The sequence below is a fragment of the Lentzea tibetensis genome, from assembly GCF_007845675.1.
Classification (GTDB): domain Bacteria; phylum Actinomycetota; class Actinomycetes; order Mycobacteriales; family Pseudonocardiaceae; genus Lentzea; species Lentzea tibetensis.
Window position 1 is genome coordinate 19,017 of record NZ_VOBR01000016.1, and the last position, 16,845, is coordinate 35,861.

General features: G+C 68.6%; 20 protein-coding genes. 10 read left to right on the plus strand and 10 right to left on the minus strand.

Annotation, left to right across the window (positions count from 1 at the left end):
* Window positions 1-57: 57 nt before the first annotated feature.
* From dapE to FKR81_RS24310, 3 genes are read left to right on the plus strand one after another with little or no spacing between them, the layout of a single operon-like run.
* Window positions 58-1,146 carry a succinyl-diaminopimelate desuccinylase gene (gene dapE, locus FKR81_RS24300; RefSeq protein ID WP_146354718.1) on the plus strand — a complete coding sequence of 363 codons (1,089 nt, stop codon included), beginning with the start codon at window positions 58-60 and terminating at the stop codon, window positions 1,144-1,146.
* The gene (locus FKR81_RS24305; protein ID WP_146354720.1) at window positions 1,143-1,919 is read left to right on the plus strand and encodes an LOG family protein; all 777 of its coding nucleotides are present in this window, start codon (window positions 1,143-1,145) and stop codon (window positions 1,917-1,919) included. The genes dapE and FKR81_RS24305 overlap by 4 nt, the downstream gene beginning before the upstream one ends.
* Window positions 1,919-2,452, plus strand: a complete 534-nt coding sequence (locus tag FKR81_RS24310) for an LOG family protein (RefSeq protein ID WP_146354722.1) — start codon at window positions 1,919-1,921, stop codon at window positions 2,450-2,452. Before FKR81_RS24305 ends, FKR81_RS24310 begins: the two co-directional genes overlap by 1 nt.
* Before the next feature lie 115 nt (window positions 2,453-2,567).
* Here the strand turns inward: FKR81_RS24310 and FKR81_RS24315 are convergent, their stop codons facing one another.
* From FKR81_RS24315 to FKR81_RS24340, 6 genes are all read right to left on the minus strand, one after another.
* The gene (locus FKR81_RS24315) at window positions 2,568-3,356 is read right to left on the minus strand and encodes a DUF3800 domain-containing protein (protein ID WP_186763147.1); all 789 of its coding nucleotides are present in this window, start codon (window positions 3,354-3,356) and stop codon (window positions 2,568-2,570) included.
* Window positions 3,357-3,384: 28 nt separating this feature from the next.
* Window positions 3,385-4,599, minus strand: coding sequence for a DNA sulfur modification protein DndB (locus FKR81_RS24320; RefSeq protein ID WP_146354726.1), 1,215 nt, complete (start codon window positions 4,597-4,599; stop codon window positions 3,385-3,387).
* A gap of 152 nt (window positions 4,600-4,751) precedes the next feature.
* Window positions 4,752-5,798 carry a winged helix DNA-binding domain-containing protein gene (locus FKR81_RS24325; protein ID WP_146354728.1) on the minus strand — a complete coding sequence of 349 codons (1,047 nt, stop codon included), beginning with the start codon at window positions 5,796-5,798 and terminating at the stop codon, window positions 4,752-4,754.
* A gap of 42 nt (window positions 5,799-5,840) precedes the next feature.
* Window positions 5,841-6,353 (minus strand): hypothetical protein, encoded by a 513-nt coding sequence (locus FKR81_RS24330; protein ID WP_146354730.1) that lies wholly within the window; start codon window positions 6,351-6,353, stop codon window positions 5,841-5,843.
* A 52-nt stretch (window positions 6,354-6,405) separates the two neighbouring features.
* Complete coding sequence (locus FKR81_RS24335) at window positions 6,406-6,927, minus strand: hypothetical protein (protein ID WP_146354732.1); 522 nt, start codon at window positions 6,925-6,927, stop codon at window positions 6,406-6,408.
* 85 nt (window positions 6,928-7,012) lie between these two features.
* The gene (locus FKR81_RS24340) at window positions 7,013-8,506 is read right to left on the minus strand and encodes a CocE/NonD family hydrolase (protein WP_146354734.1); all 1,494 of its coding nucleotides are present in this window, start codon (window positions 8,504-8,506) and stop codon (window positions 7,013-7,015) included.
* Window positions 8,507-8,622: 116 nt separating this feature from the next.
* Between FKR81_RS24340 and FKR81_RS46035 the strand changes: the two genes are divergently transcribed.
* Entirely contained in the window at window positions 8,623-8,961 is a 339-nt protein-coding gene (locus FKR81_RS46035) for a hypothetical protein (protein ID WP_186763148.1), read from the plus strand.
* Window positions 8,961-9,869 carry a glucosyl-3-phosphoglycerate synthase gene (locus FKR81_RS24350; RefSeq protein ID WP_146354736.1) on the plus strand — a complete coding sequence of 303 codons (909 nt, stop codon included), beginning with the start codon at window positions 8,961-8,963 and terminating at the stop codon, window positions 9,867-9,869. The genes FKR81_RS46035 and FKR81_RS24350 overlap by 1 nt, the downstream gene beginning before the upstream one ends.
* On the opposite strand, the gene FKR81_RS24355 is transcribed toward FKR81_RS24350, so the two are convergent.
* From FKR81_RS24355 to FKR81_RS24370, 4 genes are read right to left on the minus strand one after another with little or no spacing between them, the layout of a single operon-like run.
* On the minus strand, window positions 9,756-11,210 hold the full coding sequence (locus FKR81_RS24355) for an amino acid ABC transporter ATP-binding/permease protein (RefSeq protein WP_146354738.1): 1,455 nt from the start codon (window positions 11,208-11,210) through the stop codon (window positions 9,756-9,758). The two genes, FKR81_RS24350 and FKR81_RS24355, sit on opposite strands and share 114 nt — an antisense overlap.
* Entirely contained in the window at window positions 11,207-12,568 is a 1,362-nt protein-coding gene (locus tag FKR81_RS24360; protein WP_222598388.1) for an ABC transporter ATP-binding protein/permease, read from the minus strand. The genes FKR81_RS24355 and FKR81_RS24360 overlap by 4 nt, the downstream gene beginning before the upstream one ends.
* Window positions 12,538-13,164: a cytochrome d ubiquinol oxidase subunit II gene (locus tag FKR81_RS24365; RefSeq protein ID WP_146354740.1), complete on the minus strand. Its 627-nt coding sequence runs from the start codon at window positions 13,162-13,164 to the stop codon at window positions 12,538-12,540. The genes FKR81_RS24360 and FKR81_RS24365 overlap by 31 nt, the downstream gene beginning before the upstream one ends.
* Before the next feature lie 10 nt (window positions 13,165-13,174).
* On the minus strand, window positions 13,175-14,335 hold the full coding sequence (locus FKR81_RS24370) for a cytochrome ubiquinol oxidase subunit I (protein ID WP_146354742.1): 1,161 nt from the start codon (window positions 14,333-14,335) through the stop codon (window positions 13,175-13,177).
* A 106-nt stretch (window positions 14,336-14,441) separates the two neighbouring features.
* Here FKR81_RS24370 and FKR81_RS24375 point away from each other — a divergent pair, with 106 nt between their 5' ends.
* From FKR81_RS24375 to FKR81_RS24395, 5 genes are read left to right on the plus strand one after another with little or no spacing between them, the layout of a single operon-like run.
* Window positions 14,442-14,777: a PadR family transcriptional regulator gene (locus FKR81_RS24375; protein ID WP_146354744.1), complete on the plus strand. Its 336-nt coding sequence runs from the start codon at window positions 14,442-14,444 to the stop codon at window positions 14,775-14,777.
* Entirely contained in the window at window positions 14,774-15,442 is a 669-nt protein-coding gene (locus FKR81_RS24380; RefSeq protein WP_146354746.1) for a permease prefix domain 1-containing protein, read from the plus strand. Before FKR81_RS24375 ends, FKR81_RS24380 begins: the two co-directional genes overlap by 4 nt.
* Complete coding sequence (locus tag FKR81_RS24385; protein WP_146354748.1) at window positions 15,439-15,750, plus strand: DivIVA domain-containing protein; 312 nt, start codon at window positions 15,439-15,441, stop codon at window positions 15,748-15,750. The genes FKR81_RS24380 and FKR81_RS24385 overlap by 4 nt, the downstream gene beginning before the upstream one ends.
* Entirely contained in the window at window positions 15,737-16,141 is a 405-nt protein-coding gene (locus FKR81_RS24390; protein ID WP_146354750.1) for an SRPBCC family protein, read from the plus strand. Before FKR81_RS24385 ends, FKR81_RS24390 begins: the two co-directional genes overlap by 14 nt.
* Complete coding sequence (locus FKR81_RS24395) at window positions 16,141-16,680, plus strand: DNA-3-methyladenine glycosylase I (protein WP_146355029.1); 540 nt, start codon at window positions 16,141-16,143, stop codon at window positions 16,678-16,680. The genes FKR81_RS24390 and FKR81_RS24395 overlap by 1 nt, the downstream gene beginning before the upstream one ends.
* Window positions 16,681-16,845: the final 165 nt, after the last annotated feature.

Consider the following 16,845-nt stretch of genomic DNA (forward strand, 5'->3'; position numbering starts at 1 on the left):
GGCGCACCGTAATGGTCGCGCGGCGTCACCTCCACCCGCCATCGGTACGGTCTAGGGGTGTCCGACACCCTTGACCTTCACAGTGACCCTGCCGATCTGACGGCCGCCCTGGTGGATGTGCGCAGCGTGTCCGGGGAGGAGGCCGAGCTGGCCGATCTCGTCGAGCGCAGCCTCGCGGCCCACGCTCCCCATCTGGAAATCGCCCGATCGGGGAACGCCGTGCTGGCGCGCACGAACCTCGGCCGCGGCCAGCGGGTGGTGCTCGCCGGGCACCTCGACACGGTGCCGATCAACCAGAACTGGCCCAGCAGGCGCGAGGGCGGCGTCCTGCACGGCTGCGGCACGGTCGACATGAAGAGCGGCGACGCGGTGATGCTCACGATCGCCGCGCAGGTGACGGATCCCGCGTACGACCTCACGTTCGTCTTCTACGACTGCGAGGAGGTCGAGGCGGACCGCAACGGGCTCGGCCGCATCGAGCGCGAGATGCGCGAGTGGCTGGACGGCGACCTCGCGATCGTGTGCGAACCGTCGAACGGCGTCGTCGAGGCGGGCTGCCAGGGCACGATGCGCGTGGACGTCCGCGCGACCGGCAAGCGGGCGCACACCGCGCGGGCGTGGATGGGCGACAACGCGATCCACAAGATGGGCGAGGCGCTGCGCAGGCTCGACGCCTACGAGGCGCGCGTCGTCGAGATCGACGGCTGCACCTACCGCGAGGGCCTGCAGGCCGTGAAGGTCACCGGCGGCGTCGCGGGCAACGTCGTCCCCGACGAGGTCGTCCTGTCGGTCAACCACCGGTTCGCGCCGGACAAGTCCGTTGAGGACGCCGAGGCGCACCTGCGCGAGGTGTTCGATGGCTACGAGGTCACGGTCGTCGACCACGCCGCGGGCGCGCTGCCCGGACTGAACGCACCCGCCGCGCAGCAGCTCGTGCGGGCCGCGGGCGGGGAGCCGGTCGCGAAGCTCGGGTGGACGGACGTCGCGCGGTTCGCGGCGCTCGGCATGCCCGCCGTCAACTTCGGACCGGGCGACCCGGTGCTGTGCCACACGCGGGAGGAGCACGTTCCCGTCGAGCAGATCGGTGTTTGCCAAGGTGTCCTCAAGCGTTTCCTGGGACGTGCGTCACTAGAATCGCGCCAATGACCGAAGACAAGAACGGTGTGGTGGACGAGCACCCCAGGGAGAAGCAGCGCGGCCCCGTCGTGCTGCGCCGGGACCGCCGCGACGAGATCACCACCACCGACCAGCGCCTGCTCGACTCGCGGGGCCCCGCGGACTGGGTCCACACCGACCCGTGGCGGGTGTTCCGCATCCAGGCCGAGTTCGTCGAGGGCTTCGGCGCGCTCGCCGAGGTGCCCAGCGCGGTGACCGTGTTCGGGTCCGCGCGCACCGGCCGCGACCACCCCGAGTACCAGCTGGGCCGCGACCTGGGCGCCGCGCTGGCGCAGGCGGGTTTCGCGTGCATCACCGGCGGCGGGCCGGGTGCGATGGAGGCGGTGAACCGCGGCTGCTCCGAGGCCGGTGGCTTCTCGGTCGGGCTCGGCATCGAGCTGCCGTTCGAGCAGGGCCTCAACCCGTGGGTCGACCTCGGCGTGAACTTCCGCTACTTCTTCGTGCGCAAGACGATGTTCATCAAGTACTCGCAGGCGTTCATCTGCCTGCCGGGTGGTTTCGGCACGCTCGACGAGCTGTTCGAGGCGCTGACCCTGGTGCAGACGAAGAAGGTCACCAAGTTCCCGGTCGTGCTGTTCGGCACGCAGTACTGGCAGGGCCTGTACGACTGGATCAAGGACTCGGTGCTGCCCGGCGGCAAGGTCGGCGAGAAGGACCTGGCGCTGCTGCACCTCACCGACGACATCGAGGACGCCGTCCGCGTCGTCAAGGAAGCCCACCAGGCCTGGGCGGACACGCACTGATGCGGGTGTGCGTCTACTGCGGTTCGCTCAAGACGGTTCCCGAGTCCTACGTGGAGCTGGCCGCGTCGGTCGGTCGTGAGATCGCCGCACGCGGCTGGTCCCTCGTGTGGGGCGGCGGCCGGACGTCCATGATGGGCGCCGTCGCCCGCGCCGCGCGGGAAGGTAGCGCGCGCACGGTCGGCGTCATCCCGCGCGGGCTCGTCGACCGGGAGATCGCGGACGACGAGGCGGACGAACTGCTCGTCGTCGACACCATGCGCGAGCGCAAGGCCGCCATGGAGGCGCACGCCGACGCGTTCCTCGCGCTGCCCGGCGGCATCGGGACTGCCGAGGAGTTCTTCGAGGTGTGGACCGCGCGCGTCCTCGCCATGCACGCGAAGCCGGTCGTGCTGCTCGACGTCGACGACCACTACAAGGGACTCGCCGACTGGCTGACCGGGTTGCGGGACAAGGGTTTCGTGTCCGACTTCGCCATGCGGTCCCTGGTCGTGACGAACGACGTGTCAGCCGCTCTGGACGCGTGCGCCGCCTGACGCGAAACACCCCGAGGGGACTCCTCGGGGTGTCTCTGAGCCTTCCGGCTGTCAGGTGCTACAGACCCGAAGTCCACGCACCTGTCCGCAGTGTGCTGCGAGTGCTGAGCTCGTGTCAAGCGACCGGAACGCCGCGCGACAACACCCGCAACGCGCGTTCAGCGCGTCTCGCGATCCACCGGTCGTGCTCGTAGACGCGCACGCTGAAACCAGTGCTGACGTGCCCGGACGCAAAGTTCTCCACGCCGAGTCGGGCGCGTAGCCGGGCGGCCGTCCTGCCCTTCAACGAATCGTGGCTGGCGAGTCCGTTGTCGGCCTTGAACCCGAACGCGACGGCGCCGGTGAGCACGTCGACCAGCTGGAGCCCCTCGGTCGCACCGGAGTCGACCTGCACGACCGACACCACGGCGAGCCGCCGCAGGCGGGCGTTGCAGTCCCGGCGAACGGTGTTCTCGAACGACCGGTTGTTCGGCGCCGAGTAGTGGTCCGCGAGCACCGACACGAGTTCGTGCGGGCGGACGCTGCCGTGCAGCAGCTGGGTGGCCAGCTTCTCGTACGCCTGGAAGGAATCCCCGAACCGCTCGACGGGGTCGGCGACGCTCCGGTCGGCGACGAAGCACGAGTAGATGGCGTCCGAGTCGAGCAGCAGGTCGATCAAGTCGGCCATCGCCTGACGGTTCCTGGTGGTCAGTCCGGCCCACTTGAACTCGTCGTGGTACCCGTGCGCCTTCCGGAGCTTCTTCACCTCCTTGAGGAGGTCGGCGTGGTTCGCGACACGAAGCAGTCCCACCGCGAAGAACCTGTCACTCGAGATGGCGCCGGCCTCGTCGAAGAAGGCGACCGAGGTCGGGTGATCCGGGTGAAGCGCGTGCGGCTGTTCGTGCGCGGGTGGGAAGGAGCCCACTGCGCCTGTCTTCCTCTCTGCCTCGTCGCTACCCGGCGTCGCCGGCAAGGCGTACGCGCTTGCCCGCCTCGGAGTCGGGATCGGCCAATGCCTCGATCACCGCGTGCCCGTACTCCTTGATGCCGCCGATCGAGAACTTCCCGGTGGGGGTGATCTTGCCGGCTATCCCTTCCCAGGGACTGATGGGCTGACCGTGCTCGTTTCGCGCCGAGCGGTCCCAGCAGATCTGGGAGATGAGCTTCTGCACGTCCTCCGACGTGATCTGCTCCGTGGACGCCGACCGCGGTGGGTTGGGCAACGTCTGGTGTGCCAGCACACCGAGTCCGGCCATGATCACCGGAGCGCTCACCACCGTCTCGTTGCGACGGTTGAACTCCGGGATGAGCATCTCCAGCAACGGTTTCCACACGTCGAGCACGTGCTTGAGCAAGACGGACTCGTCAATGCCCTGGAGCTTCTCGCCGATCGGCTTCGAGCCGAGGCCGAGCCCGGTCCGGCCGATGAGCGTGGTCACGACCGCCGAGCGCAGAGCGCTGATCGTCACCAGCTCCGTGCTGTTCTGCCCCAGCTGCCGTCCGGTCTGCATGACCCGGTTCTTCAGGACCGGCGAGCGTTCCTCGAGCTCGCGGGCGATGCGGGTCGCCACGTCGGAGCTGTCCATGCTGATGCCGACGGCGACGTTCGGACGCACGCCGAGCAGGTTGAAGTCGTGGAAGATCTGGCGAGCCCAGGACACCGACCTGCCGTGGGAGATCGTGACCGCGACCTTGGCGTTGTTGATCTCCGGTTCGCGGGCCGCCGCCCACGCCCAGGCCATGCGCTGAGTCTCGCCGTCGGTGTTGACGAGGAAGTCCCCAGGGCTCAACAGGAACGCGACACCGTTGCCGTCGGGGAGCTTGAAGAGCTCGACGGAGTCCTCCCGGAACAGCTGCATCGTGGGGGTGTCCCACAATTCGCGTTCACGGCGGAATCCTTCCAAGATGTACTGGCCGTAGGCGATGACGTTCGACTTCTTGGCGCCGGTGACGCTGCGCTGCACCTTGCCCCGCACCTGTTGCGCCATGCGCTTGCGCGCGTCGCTCGCGGTGATCTTGGGGTTTTCCAGGTCGGTCGGATCGAGCACGGCCTGCACCAGTGACGCGACCTTCATCGCCGTCTGGAGCTTGTGATCGTCAACCGGGACGCAGGGCAGGAGCACACCCTCGCCCCAGGGGATCTCACTGCTCGGACGGATCGTAGCCATTGGCGCATCATGGTCAACTGCCTCGAGGTTGTCAAACTAATCCTCGAGGGTGAATCCGGCCTTTACCTTCTCGCCTCGAGGTCAATGATCAACTACCTCGAGGAAACTTGGGTGGTGGCGGGGATCACTGTGCTGACGGCAAGGCTAGAGGGTCAGTGAACGCGTGCGTCGCCCAGCCCCTTGGCCTGCGCGGCGCGTTCGGCTTCCGGTTCGAGCTTCTTCAGGTTCAGCTTCCGGTACGGCGTGACGGTGACGTCGAGCCGTTTGCCGGACGTCCTGGCCTGCCACGAGCCGACGATCTCACCGTCGACCAGCACGCCGCCGCGCCTGCCCAGCACCCGGAAGACGTCCTTCTGCTGTCCCTTGTCCGGCAGCAGGAGGTCCCGGTCGCGCGCCTGCAGGTACGGGTCGGTCGGCGGGAGCAGCCGGACGAAGTTCGGCTTCTCGTCCGAGATCTCGACGTCCTCGGGCAGCCACGCCTTGCGCCCCTCGACGGTGACTTCCCTGAGCGCGGGCCAGTTCGTCTTGACCTCCTTGGCCGTCGTGCCGAAGTAGGAGGCCACTTCGGACGGTCCGGCCGGGCCGTGCAGCCGCAGGTACTTCTCGACCAGGTCGCCGAAGTCGCCCGTTTTCGCAGGCACGCCAGGCCATTTCGGGATGCGCTCGAACGTGATCGTCTTCTCCCCGGTGACGATCCGCAGCCCGGCGGGCAGCGCGGCGAGCCGGAAGATCGGGTCGCTGACGTGGTGGGTGTCGCAGCCGCGGCACCACTCGACCGTCTGCTCCGGAGCCTTCGGGGTGAGCGCGGTGCTGATCTCGCCCTTGGTCATCGGCTTCGTCACGATGGCGCGCATGGCCTTCGCGGTCTGTCGCAACGCGTCCACCGCGGTGTCGACCTTCGGCCTGCTCATGCGGGCCAGCGCGTCCGCGTCGCTCCACGGCCACAACGCCTTCGCGAGTGCGGGGAGCTCCGCCGGCCGGTGCAGGTGCGGCGCACCGCGGACGGTCCACGTGACGGTGAAGCCGCTCGCGTCCGGATCGTCGAGCCTGGCGGACAGGCTGAGCGCCGCCGAGCCGGCGGTGTTGTCCTGGACACCCAGGTCGAACACCCTCAGCTCGGCGGCGCTGGTCACCCGCCGGTCCAGCTCGTGCGCGTGGATCCGGTGAGCCAGGACCTGGTGCCTAGTCAGATCAGGCATGCACCAGATTCTGGCACCGGACCCTGACACCCGCTGTCAGGTTCAGCAGTTGGTCTCGGCGTCGTCCTGCAGCTGCACGCGGTCGACCACGTTGTTGGACACGTTGAACTTGTACTGCGCGTCGTGGTTCAGCGGCGCGTCCGCGACCCAGATCCACGGGAACACGTGGTGCGGCCTGGCGTCCGGGTACGCCTTGCGCACCTCGTCGAGAGTGGAGCCTTCGTGGATGCCCCGCGTCGTCGTCATCTCGGTGGTGCTGTTGATCAGGACGACTCCGTGGTCCTTCTGCACGGTGACCGTCGTGTTGGGCTGGCGCGGCCCTTCGGACGGGACCAGCTCGTAGTACTCGCAGGTGAAGAACGAGCCGACGTGCCGCAGCAGCCCGGTCTCCTCCGCCTGCTGCGCGTTCATGCCGAGCAGCAGGTTCTCGTAGCCGAAGGAGTGCAGGACCTTCGGGAACACCTCGACGTCAGCCGGTGCGGCGGACGCTGCCGGCGCGATGGTGGCCACCAGGCCCGCGGTGACAGCGGCGATTGCGATTGCGAACTTCTTCATGATGGAACTCTCCCCCCCAGGAGATCTTCGGAAAGTCTGCGATACGCGGAGATCAGAACGCGCAGACGGTCTCGTTGAGCGACAGGTGGATCTGCCAGACGCCGTGCTGCTTGGACGCGTCGAACTCGTAGTGCGCACGAGGGTTGAGCGGCGCCGGGGCGTCCTGCTTCCAGCTGTGCTGCGGGTTCTGCGTCGCGTTCGGGTAGGCCGTGAGCAGCTCGTCGAACGTCGATCCCTTGCCGATGCCGCGCGTGGTCTTCATCGGGTAGGTGCCGTTGATCTTCTCGACACCGTTCTCCTTGGACACGAACACGACGGTCATCGGGTCGCGGGCGCCCTCGGACTGCTTGAGCGTGTAGACGGCGCATTCGTCGTCGCTGGCGGACGGCTGGTTGAGCAGACCCGTCGCGACCGCCTGCTCACCGGACATGCCGAGCAGGAGGTTCTTGTAGCCGAACGAGTGCAGCAACTGCGGTGCACCGGTCGAGGGCTCGTCGGCGGACGCGATCGGTGCGGTGGTGGCGACCAGACCGGCGACAGCGGTGGCCATGAGTGCGAGCGTGAGCTTGCGCATTTCGGTGTTCCCCCAAGTACTTCGGACCGCCTCCCCTTGGCGGTCGTACGTGAACAACACGCACGACCGCCAAGGGGGGTTGCCCTCAGTTGCGGGGAATTTTCAGACTGGACGCCCCGAAGGTGACCGATGACCCGAACGTGCTCTGGGTCAGGTACCTCGGGTCGACCGTGTCGACCACGAGCACCAGCCTGTTTCCGCGTGCCACGTCCCACAGCGTCGGTTCCAGCGGGATGTCGAGGTTCCGCGTGATGCCGGCACCGGTGACCGTGAACGGCTTGTGCGTCACCAGCGCGCCGAGCCCGAGCGGCCCGACCTCGTACAGGTACGCGAAGAGCGAGGTCTTCTCCGCGCTCGGCGTCACGCTGACCTGCAGGCGTGGCGTGCCCGCGATGGTCGCGCCGTTCGGGTAGCTCGGCCCGTTCCACACGGCCGCCACGTTGCGGTCGACGAACGGCAGGGCCACCCCGGTCGGGATGTTGAAGAACCCCTGCATCGCGCCGCTCAGCAGCACCGTGCCGCTGTCCGCGACGGTCGGCCAGCCCGCGAAGATCCGCTTGCCGTCGAGCGCCACGGTGTCACCCGCTGGTGCGGGCCACGACGGGTACGAACGCCACGCGCCGCCGTTGTTCGGCTTGAGCCGGACCGGCTGTTCGGCGTCGATGCCGTTGCTCTCGCCCTTCACGTACCGGTTGAACCAGCGTCCGGTGGACTCCCAGATGTCGTTCGGGAGACCGGCCGCGCCGAACAGCTCCGCCGTGGCGTGATCACCGGGGGAGAGCATGAGGCGCTTCGGCCCGGTGAGCTGGCCGTAGAAGTCCGCGACCTGGCCGGGCGCGAAGATGCCGTCGTTCCAGGCGTTGCCGAGCAGGACGGCGGTGCCGTTGGCGTTGATCTGGGCGACCTTCGACGCGGCCGACCGGCCCGCCGAGATCGGGACGACCTCGTGGAACCGGCCCGCGTTGTAGGCGGCCTTGGCCTCCTTCAGCACCGGGCCGGGTCGTCCGGTGAGGTCGGCCGCGGTCAGCAGGACCTCGACGGCCTGCTTGTTGACGGTCTCGTTGGGGTAGAGCGACCTGGCCAGGTCGGTCCACGTGCTCAGCGCGGCGACGGCCTTGACCCTCGGGTCGGCCGCCGCGGACAGCAGGGCCTGTCCCGCGCCGTACGAGATGCCGGCGACGCCGACCTTCGTGCCGTCGGCGTGGGCGTTCGCGACGGCCCAGTCGATGACCTTGCTGACGTCGCCGACGGTGTCCGGGCCCGCGATGTCGATCTCGCCGCCGGAGTCCCAGAAGCCGCGGCTGGTGTAGCTCACCACGACGTAGCCGGACTCCTTGGCGAGCTTCGCGGCCGCGCCGACGTACTCGATGTTGTTGATCGCCCAGCTGGAAGGCATCACGAGCAGCGGGAAGGGTCCGCTGCCCCAGCCGGTCGGTTCGATGACGAAACCCTTGATCGGGGCTCCGCCGACGCCGGCGATGGTCTGGTAGCTCGCTTTGTGGCCCGGAGCAGCGATCGCGGCCGGGGTGATGAACAGGGAGGTCAGGAAAACTGCCGTGAGAACAAGTGATCGTCGCACTCTGGTCCTCCTTGACCATGACGTAGATCACACAGGGTTGTTACTGGTGAGTAAACAGAGACTTACTCGCCGGTAGCAACGAGGTGTGACCCAGCTCACTGTTTACGCTGGATGCTGTGAAACGATTCCGCGTGGCTGAGCTGGCACTCGACCGAGTGCTGGTAATGGCGCAGGTAGACACGGTGGACGAGGCGTTGCGCGCGGTGGCGGACGGTGCCGATCTGATCGAGTTCGACGGCTCGCTGGAGCTCCAGGAAGACTCGTCGGCGTGGGAAGCCGTGACCGTTCCGCCCGGTGGCCCGGACGAGATGCTGGCCTTCGCGTCGCTGGCGGCGTGGGGTGGTGCGCGGGTGCTCCGGACACCGGACGTCCGGCTGACGAGGAAGGTGGTCGAGATGGTCGCCAGCATCGCTGGCACCCGGCCGCCCGCGCGGGCCGTGCGGGCGCTGGCCTGATGCTGCCTTCGGTCGAACGCTGGTTCGCGTCGCACACGTGGCAGCAGCCGTCGTGGTCCGTCGAGGAGCTCGTCGCGCTGAAACGCGGGCGCACGGTTTCCGTGGTATTGCCCGCGTTGAACGAAGAGGCCACTGTCGGCGACGTCGTCTCCGTGGTAAAGCCGTTCGTCGGGTCGCTTGTGGACGAACTGGTGGTGATGGACTCCGGTTCGGTGGACGAGACCGTGGTTCGCGCGCGGGCAGCCGGTGCTCGTGTCGTGCTGCGCACGGACGTGCTGCCGTGGCTGGAACCGTTGCCCGGCAAGGGAGAGGTGCTGTGGCGCTCGCTCGCCGCGACCTCGGGCGACCTGATCGTCTTCCTCGACTCGGACCTGGTGGACCCGGACCCCGCGTTCGTGCCCGCCCTGCTCGGCCCGCTGCTGACCGGTGACGTCCACCTCGTGAAGGGCTTCTACCGCAGGCCGTTGCGGCTGGAGAGCTCCGGTGGCGGACGCGTCACCGAGCTGGTCGCGCGCCCGCTGCTGAACACGCTGCGCCCGGAGCTCTCCGGTGTCGTGCAACCGCTCGGCGGCGAGTACGCGGCGACCCGGTCGTTCCTCGAATCCGTTCCGTTCGCCGCGGGTTACGGCGTGGAGATCGGGCTGCTGCTCGACGCGCACCGCCGGTACGGGCTTTCCGGGCTGGCGCAGGTGAACCTCGGCGTGCGCAAGCACCGCAACCGGTCGCTGCTCCAGCTCGGCGTGATGTCATCGCAGATCATGGGCACCGCTCTCGCCCGCTGCGGCGTCGCCGTGTCACCCGGCCCGCTGACCCAGTTCGTCCAGGTCAGTGACGAGTGGCTGCCCGACTCGACGGACGTCCTCGTCGCCGACCGGCCCCCGATGATGCACGTGGTCGAACAGCCGTAGCTGCTCCATCCGGTGCGTCACGACGACCGCGGTTCCCCGGCAGTTGGCGAGGATTCGTTCGAGCACGGCGTCCGCTTGCTTCGGATCGAGTCCTTCGGTGGGTTCGTCGAGCAGCATCACTTCCGGGTCGGCGAGCACGGTGCGCGCGAGGATCAGGCGTTGGCGCTGACCGCCGGAGATCTGCTCGCCGCGTTCGCCGACCCTGGTGTCCCAGTCGAGGTCGAGCTCGACGATCTCGGCGGCGCGGTCCAGTTCCTCCTGTGTCGCGTCGGGTTTGGCGAGCAGTACGTTCGCGCGGACGGTCGTGTTGAAGACGTGCGCGTCTGCCAGGGCGCCGCGGCACGGCTCCAGCTGCCTGGCGATCGCGTTGAGCATCGTCGTCTTGCCCGCGCCGGTGGGTCCGACTATCGCGATCCTGCCCGCGAGCGGCACCGCTGTTGCTGAGTTGATCTTGCCTGCAAGATGCACTCGCGGCCCGGAATTGTCGGTGCCGGCTGAGATGATTGGAGTGGGGAGCTCGTCTCTCCCCCACCCCACCGCGGGGTCCCCGAGGGGGGACGCCTGCGCGAGCGTTGTCAGCGGGAGTGTCACCTCGAAGGCCGCGATCGCGCCCAGCACCAGCCACGCGGGGTCGCCCTGGGTCAGCATCAGGAGTGCGGTGCCGAACTGGACGAGTATCGCCAGCGCGGTCAGGTCGGCGGTGCGTTCCTTGCTCGCCAAGGTCTTCGCGATGCGGCCGGCCTTGGCGAGCTCGTCGTCGAGCAGGTCGAACGCGACCAGTTCTTCGCGGCCGTGCACGAGGAACACCGCGTGGTCGGCCAGCCGCGCGCGCAGTGGTGCGCATGTGCTGAGTCGCCTCCTCGCCAGTGCGGCCGAGACGAGGGGGAGTGCGACACCGGTGAGCAGCAGGCCGATGGTGAGCGGCCAGGAGGTCGCCACGGCGATCGCCACCAGGCTCACCAGGCCAGCCACGGAGGCCGGGATCAGGCAGCGCAGCAGCACGTCCAGCTTCTTGTCCACATCGGACACGAGTTGGGTGAGCGCGTCGCCGGACGGGATGTTCTTGCGGCGCAGCAACGAGTCGTACACGCGGCCGCGCAGCTCGACGGCGTGCCGGAGCACGGCGCTGTGGCCGGTGAGGCGCTCGGCGTAGCGCAGGCCGCCGCGCGCCATGGCCAGCGCGCGCACCGCGACGATCGCCACGGTCAGCGCCGCCATGGGCGGCTGCTCGGCGGCGCGCATGATCAGCCACGTCGCGGTGGCGGTGAGCGCGACACCGGAGAGCTCGGCGAGCGCGCCGACGACGACGGCGAGCCCGATTCTCGTGGCGCCGACCCTCATGCCGCCGCCTCGATCCGCACCACGCGGTCCACCTCGTCGAGCAGCGCGGGCCGGTGCGCGACCAGCACGGTCGTCCGGCCGCGGAGGAAACCCCGGCAGTCCCGCAACACCTTCGCCTCCGTCTCCGGATCCAGCCTGGCCGTGGGTTCGTCGAGCAGGAACAGGCCCGCGTCCTCCCTGGCCAGGGCACGGTTGAGGGCCACCTGCTGCCGTTCGCCCGACGAGAGGTCCTGGGGGACCACAGTCGGCCGTTGCGGCATCCACGCCACCCGGCGCAACCACTCCGCCTGGTCCACGTCGCGGAGGTCGACGCCGCCGACGAGCACGCGTCCGGAATCCGGACGGACGAACCCGAGCAGCAGCCCGAGCACCGTGCTCTTCCCGGCGCCGCTCGGCCCGACGAGCGCGACCCGTTCGCCCGGTGCGATGCGCAAGGTGAAGTCCCGCAACGACCGCACGGTCACCGACTCGAACACGATCTCCGCGCCGAGCAGGTCCGGTGCCGGGCAACCGGTGTCCGACGGCAGGTCGGGCACCTGGTCCAGCACGGCCTTGCCCTCCGCCGAAGCGTGGAACTGGGCGCCTGCCGCGCGCAGCGGCAGGTAGGCCTCGGGTGCGAGCAACAGCACCAGCAGCGCGGTGTGCAGGGCGACGCCACCGTCCAGCAGGCGCAGCCCCACCGGCACGGCCACCATCGCCACGGACAGCGTTGCGACCAGCTCCAGCACCAGCGCGGAGAGGAACGCCACCCGCAGCGTGCTCATGGTCGCGGACACGTGCTGGTCGGCCAGTTGCCGCACGGTCACCGACTGCGCCTCGGCCCGCCCGAACGCGCGCAGCGTGCCGATTCCCTTGACCACGTCGAGGAAATGGCCGCCCAGTGCGGACAAGGCGTCCAACTGCGTCTTGGTCCGGTCCCGCGTGTGCGCACCCACCAGGGCGGCGAACACCGGCACCAGCGGCAGCGTCACCGCGATCGTCAGCGCCGCCGTCACGTCGGCGAAGGCCAGCCGCACGATCACCGCGACCGGCACCAGCGCGGCCAGCACCATCTGCGGCAGGTAGCCGGCGACGTACGGCTCGACCGCGTCGACGCCGCGAGTCACCAGCGTCGCCACCTCGCCCGCCCGCGAACCTGGCGAGCGGAGGAACCGCATGCGCAGCCGGACTGTCGTGGCCGCGGCCGCGCGCTGACCCAGGTACCGGTTCAGCCAGATCACCCCGGCCCGCGCCGCGACCACGAGTGCGAGCAGCGCGACTCCGCCGTTCCCGGTGAGCACCCGCGCGAGCAGTTCCGCCTGTGCGAGAACGAGTAGCGGGATCGGGATCAGCGCGACGAGATGGCGACGATCGACCACTGCAGGATCACCACCAGCGGCAGGATCGGGATCGCGACCCAGCTGAGCATCGCGAGCGTGTCCGGGTGCGCCATCAGCCCGGCGACCGAGTGCGAGCTGAACGCGATCGGCACGGGCAGCGCGCAGGCGAGCGCGGTGAGCAGGAAAGCAGGCCTGCGACGTGTCTGGAAAGCCCAGCCGTGCAAGGCGAACAGCATCGGCATGACCACGACCCAGATGAACCACGGCGTGCCGGACAGGTGCGCGACGAACAGCCCCCAGCCGCACGACACCATCAACGCGCCCGCGAACACCAGGCCGTGCCACAGTCGCAGTTGGACGGACGCCATGAACAGCACCAGCCCGCCGAGCACCAGCGTGAACACCTGGTGCGCACCGGAGAGCAGTTCCCCTTCCAGGCGCGGGAAAGCGGCGAACAGCACGCCGACCGACGCGACGAGCCACACCTCGTTGCCCAGGAAGAACGGCGTCATCCTGCGCATCGCCTCAGCGCGCCGGACGAACGGCAGCAGCAGGCCCGTCCCGTAGTCGAACCCCGCCAGTGCGAAGTACCCCATGACGAGCACCGTCAGCAGGGCGAGCCAGAGCGTTTCCACGACAATCCCCCTAGAGCGACACGACGAGCGGCGCGATCGGCCGCGGCGTCGTCTCCGGTCCACTTCGGACAGCACGCGCGATGAGCGCCCAGTCGGTGACGGCGAGCAGCAGGAACATCGACGAGAACACGACCAGCGAAGTGGTCATGCTCGCCGCGCTCACGTGCGACACGGCGTCCTCGGTGCGCAGCAACCCGTACACGAGCCACGGCTGCCGCCCGATCTCGCGGAACAACCAGCCGAAGATCGCCGCGCAGAACGGCAGCGGGATGCCGATCACCATGAGGTACAACGGAAAGCGCATTCGGATGACCCAGTCGCGGAACAGCAGCGGCACGGCCGCCCAGCTGGCCAGCAGCAGCGACATGCCGATGAGGATCATGAACCCGAGCGGCACGCCGAGCCACGGCGCCGCGTCCTCCTTGTGCGGCTGGTAGGTCCCGATGATCGGGAACTGCCCGAACCCCGCGCCGATCAGGAACGGCGTCGCCACCGCCGTCACGACGACACCGAGCCGCAGCGAACGGCGGAAGAACTCGACTTCCCCGGTGCACTTGATGAAGTGGTAGGCGCTCACGCCCGTGACGAACACGCCGCCGGTCGTCAGCGCCGCGAAGACGACGTGCGTCAACGCGGTGCCGAACGTCGGATTGGTCAGCAGCGCACCGAAGTCGACCAGCCGCAGCACGCCGTCGCGCTCCTCGTAGCCGACCGGGTGCTGCAGGAAACCGTTGGCCGCCATGATCCAGAACGCCGACGCGTACGCGGTCAGCGCGGTCAGCCAGATCAGTGCGAGGTGCACCCAGCGGTTCAACCGTCCCCAGCCGAAGATCCACAGACCGAGGAACGTGGACTCCAGGAAGAACGCGACCAGCGTCTCCAGTGCCAGCGGCGCGCCGAACACGTCGCCCGCGTAGCTCGCGAGCCCGCTCCAGTTCAGACCGAACTGGAACTCCATCACGACGCCGGTGACGATGCCGAGCGCGTAGTTGATGACGTAGATGCGGCCCCAGAACTTCGTCATCCGTTCGTGCACGGGCGCTCTGGTCAGCGTGAACCTGGTCTGCATCACCACGATCAGCGTCACCAGGCCCAGCGTGAGCAGCACGAACAGGAAGTGGAACGACGTCGTCACGGCGAACTGGAGCCGCGCCAGGTCCAAGGTGTCCATAGGTAGCGACGTTATATGTAGGCTGGCTACGTCAAGCTGTTTTCGGGGCGATATCAGGGATATCTCAGGGCTCCCCGGAGCCCGTTCATCAGTAAGGTCGCTACCTATGAAGCCGGACGCGCTGCGCGGACACCTCGACGCGTTGCTGCTCGCCACGCTCGACGGCAGGCAGCTGCACGGTTACGCGATCATCGAGGCGCTGCAGCAGGGCAGCGGGGGAGTGCTGGACCTGCCGACCGGCACGGTCTACCCGGCACTGCGGCGGCTCGAACGGGCGGGGCACGTCTCCAGCGACTGGAGCACGGTCGGCGGGCGCCAGCGCCGCACGTACCGGCTCACGTCGTCGGGCCAGCGGGCGCTGTCGGCCGAGCGGTCGGCGTGGCGCGAGTTCACCAGCGTGATCGACGGCGTACTCGGGGGTGGCAAGTGGAAGCAGGTGTGATCGACAGATACGTGGCCGATCTCGACGGCAGGCTGCGCGGCCCGCGAGCGGCGAAGGACGACCTGCTGACCGAGACCCGCGACAGCCTGGTCGACGCCGTCGAGGCCCACCTGGAGAGCGGCCTGTCGTCGTCCGCGGCCGAACGCCGTGCGATCGAGGAGTTCGGCCCGGTCGGCACGATCGCGCGGGCCTACCAGGCGGAGCTCGCCGTGTCGGCCGGCACGCGGACGCTGGTGACGATCGCGGTCGTCCTGCCGCTGATGCACGTGATGTGGGAGCTCAACCGCTGGTTCTTCATCGGCGCGTGGGACCCGCACATGGACGCGCCGCCCGCCTGGTACCTGTGGCTCGCGAAGGTCAACGACATGACCGGCATCGTCGCGGCGGGCGTCGCCTTCGCCGCCCTGCTCGTCGGCCGGTACCTGTGCCGGGGCAGGACGCACAGCGCCACGATGGGCAAGCTGGCCAGCGGCCTCGCCCTGTGCTCGGTGGCGGCGGTGATGACCGGCCAGGTCGCGATCATGGCGGCCACCTGGCACGTCGACGTCCGCATGCTGCTGCTGTCCCCGCCGGTGACGATCGCCAGCGCGATCTCCCTGGTGATCCTCATCTGGCTCGGTGTCCTCGCTCGCCGCTGCCTGAGCTGTGCCACGATCGTCAGGTGACCACCGCCCTGATCTACTTGATCATCATGGTGCTCGTGGCGGCCGTGGTGTTCCTGCTCGCCTCGCTGGTGTTCGGCCGAGGCGAGGAACTGGCTCCGCTGCCGCCCGGCGCCTCGCCGACGCGCCTACCGGCCGAGGACATCACGTCCGACGACGTGCGCGTGCTCAAGTTCCAGCAGGTCCTGCGCGGCTACAAGATGAGCGAGGTCGACTGGGTCCTGCTGCGGCTCGCCGACGAGCTGGACACCCTGCGCGCCCGCGTCGCCGAGCTCGAGGACTCCCGCGAGGCCTCCCGTGAGCACAGCTGAGCTGACGCTCTCGGTGGACGTGGCCGCGCCTCCCGCGGCCATCTTCGCGGCCATGACCGACTGGAAGCGGCAGTCCGAGTGGATGCTCGGCACATCCGTGTCCGTTGTGTCGGGGACCGGGTCTTCTGTGGGGTCCGAGTTGGTCGCCGTGACCTACGGGGTCCGGGACCGCATGCGGATCACCCGGTGGGACCCACCGCACGTCGTCTCCGTTCTGCATCTCGGACGAGTGGTGCGCGGCACGGGGGACTTCGCGGTGCGCGGATCCTCGTTCGTGTGGTCAGAGCGGCTTTCCGTGCCGTTCTTCTTTCCCGTGGTGCGGCCGGTGTTCCTGGCCGGGCTGCGGTACTCGTTGAGGCGGTTCGCCCGGTTCGCGGAGGGGTATCGGTGATCGTTCGTTGTCCCTGGGGTGAGTCCACTCCTGACTACATCGCCTACCACGACAACGAGTGGGGCGTGCCGTTGCACGGGGTCGCCGAGTTGTACGAGCGGATGTGCCTCGAGTCGTTCCAGTCCGGGTTGTCGTGGATCACGATCTTGCGGAAGCGGGAGAACTTTCGGCGCGCGTTTGCCGGGTTCGAGCCTGAGGTGGTTGCCGGGTACGGGGATGCCGATGTTGCGCGGCTGCTCGGCGATGCGGGGATTGTGCGGAATCGGGCCAAGATCAATGCTGCTGTGCGCAACGCTCAGGTGATACTGGGGCTTGACGTTGACCTTGATGAGTTGTTGTGGTCGTTTGCGCCATCGTTGCATGTGCGGCCTGTGACCATTGCTGATGTGCCTGCGGTTACCCTCGAGTCCAAGGCTATGGCCAAGGAGTTGAAGCGGCGTGGGTTTACCTTTTTGGGGCCTACCACCTGTTATGCGTTGATGCAGGCCACTGGGATGGTTGATGATCACATCGCTGGCTGTTTTCGGGCGCAGGGTTGAGGTTTCTGGTGTGGGGTGGCAAGGCTGCGCCTGATCAGCGAGGACCTCCCCACCCTGGCCCTTCGGATGCTTGGGATCATTCGGCCGCCGGTTTGGGCTCGGGGGCCGCGCCCGTTGGGCAGTGCGGGGGTTGGCAGTGCGGCGGGCGCTCCTTTCTTTTGGCAT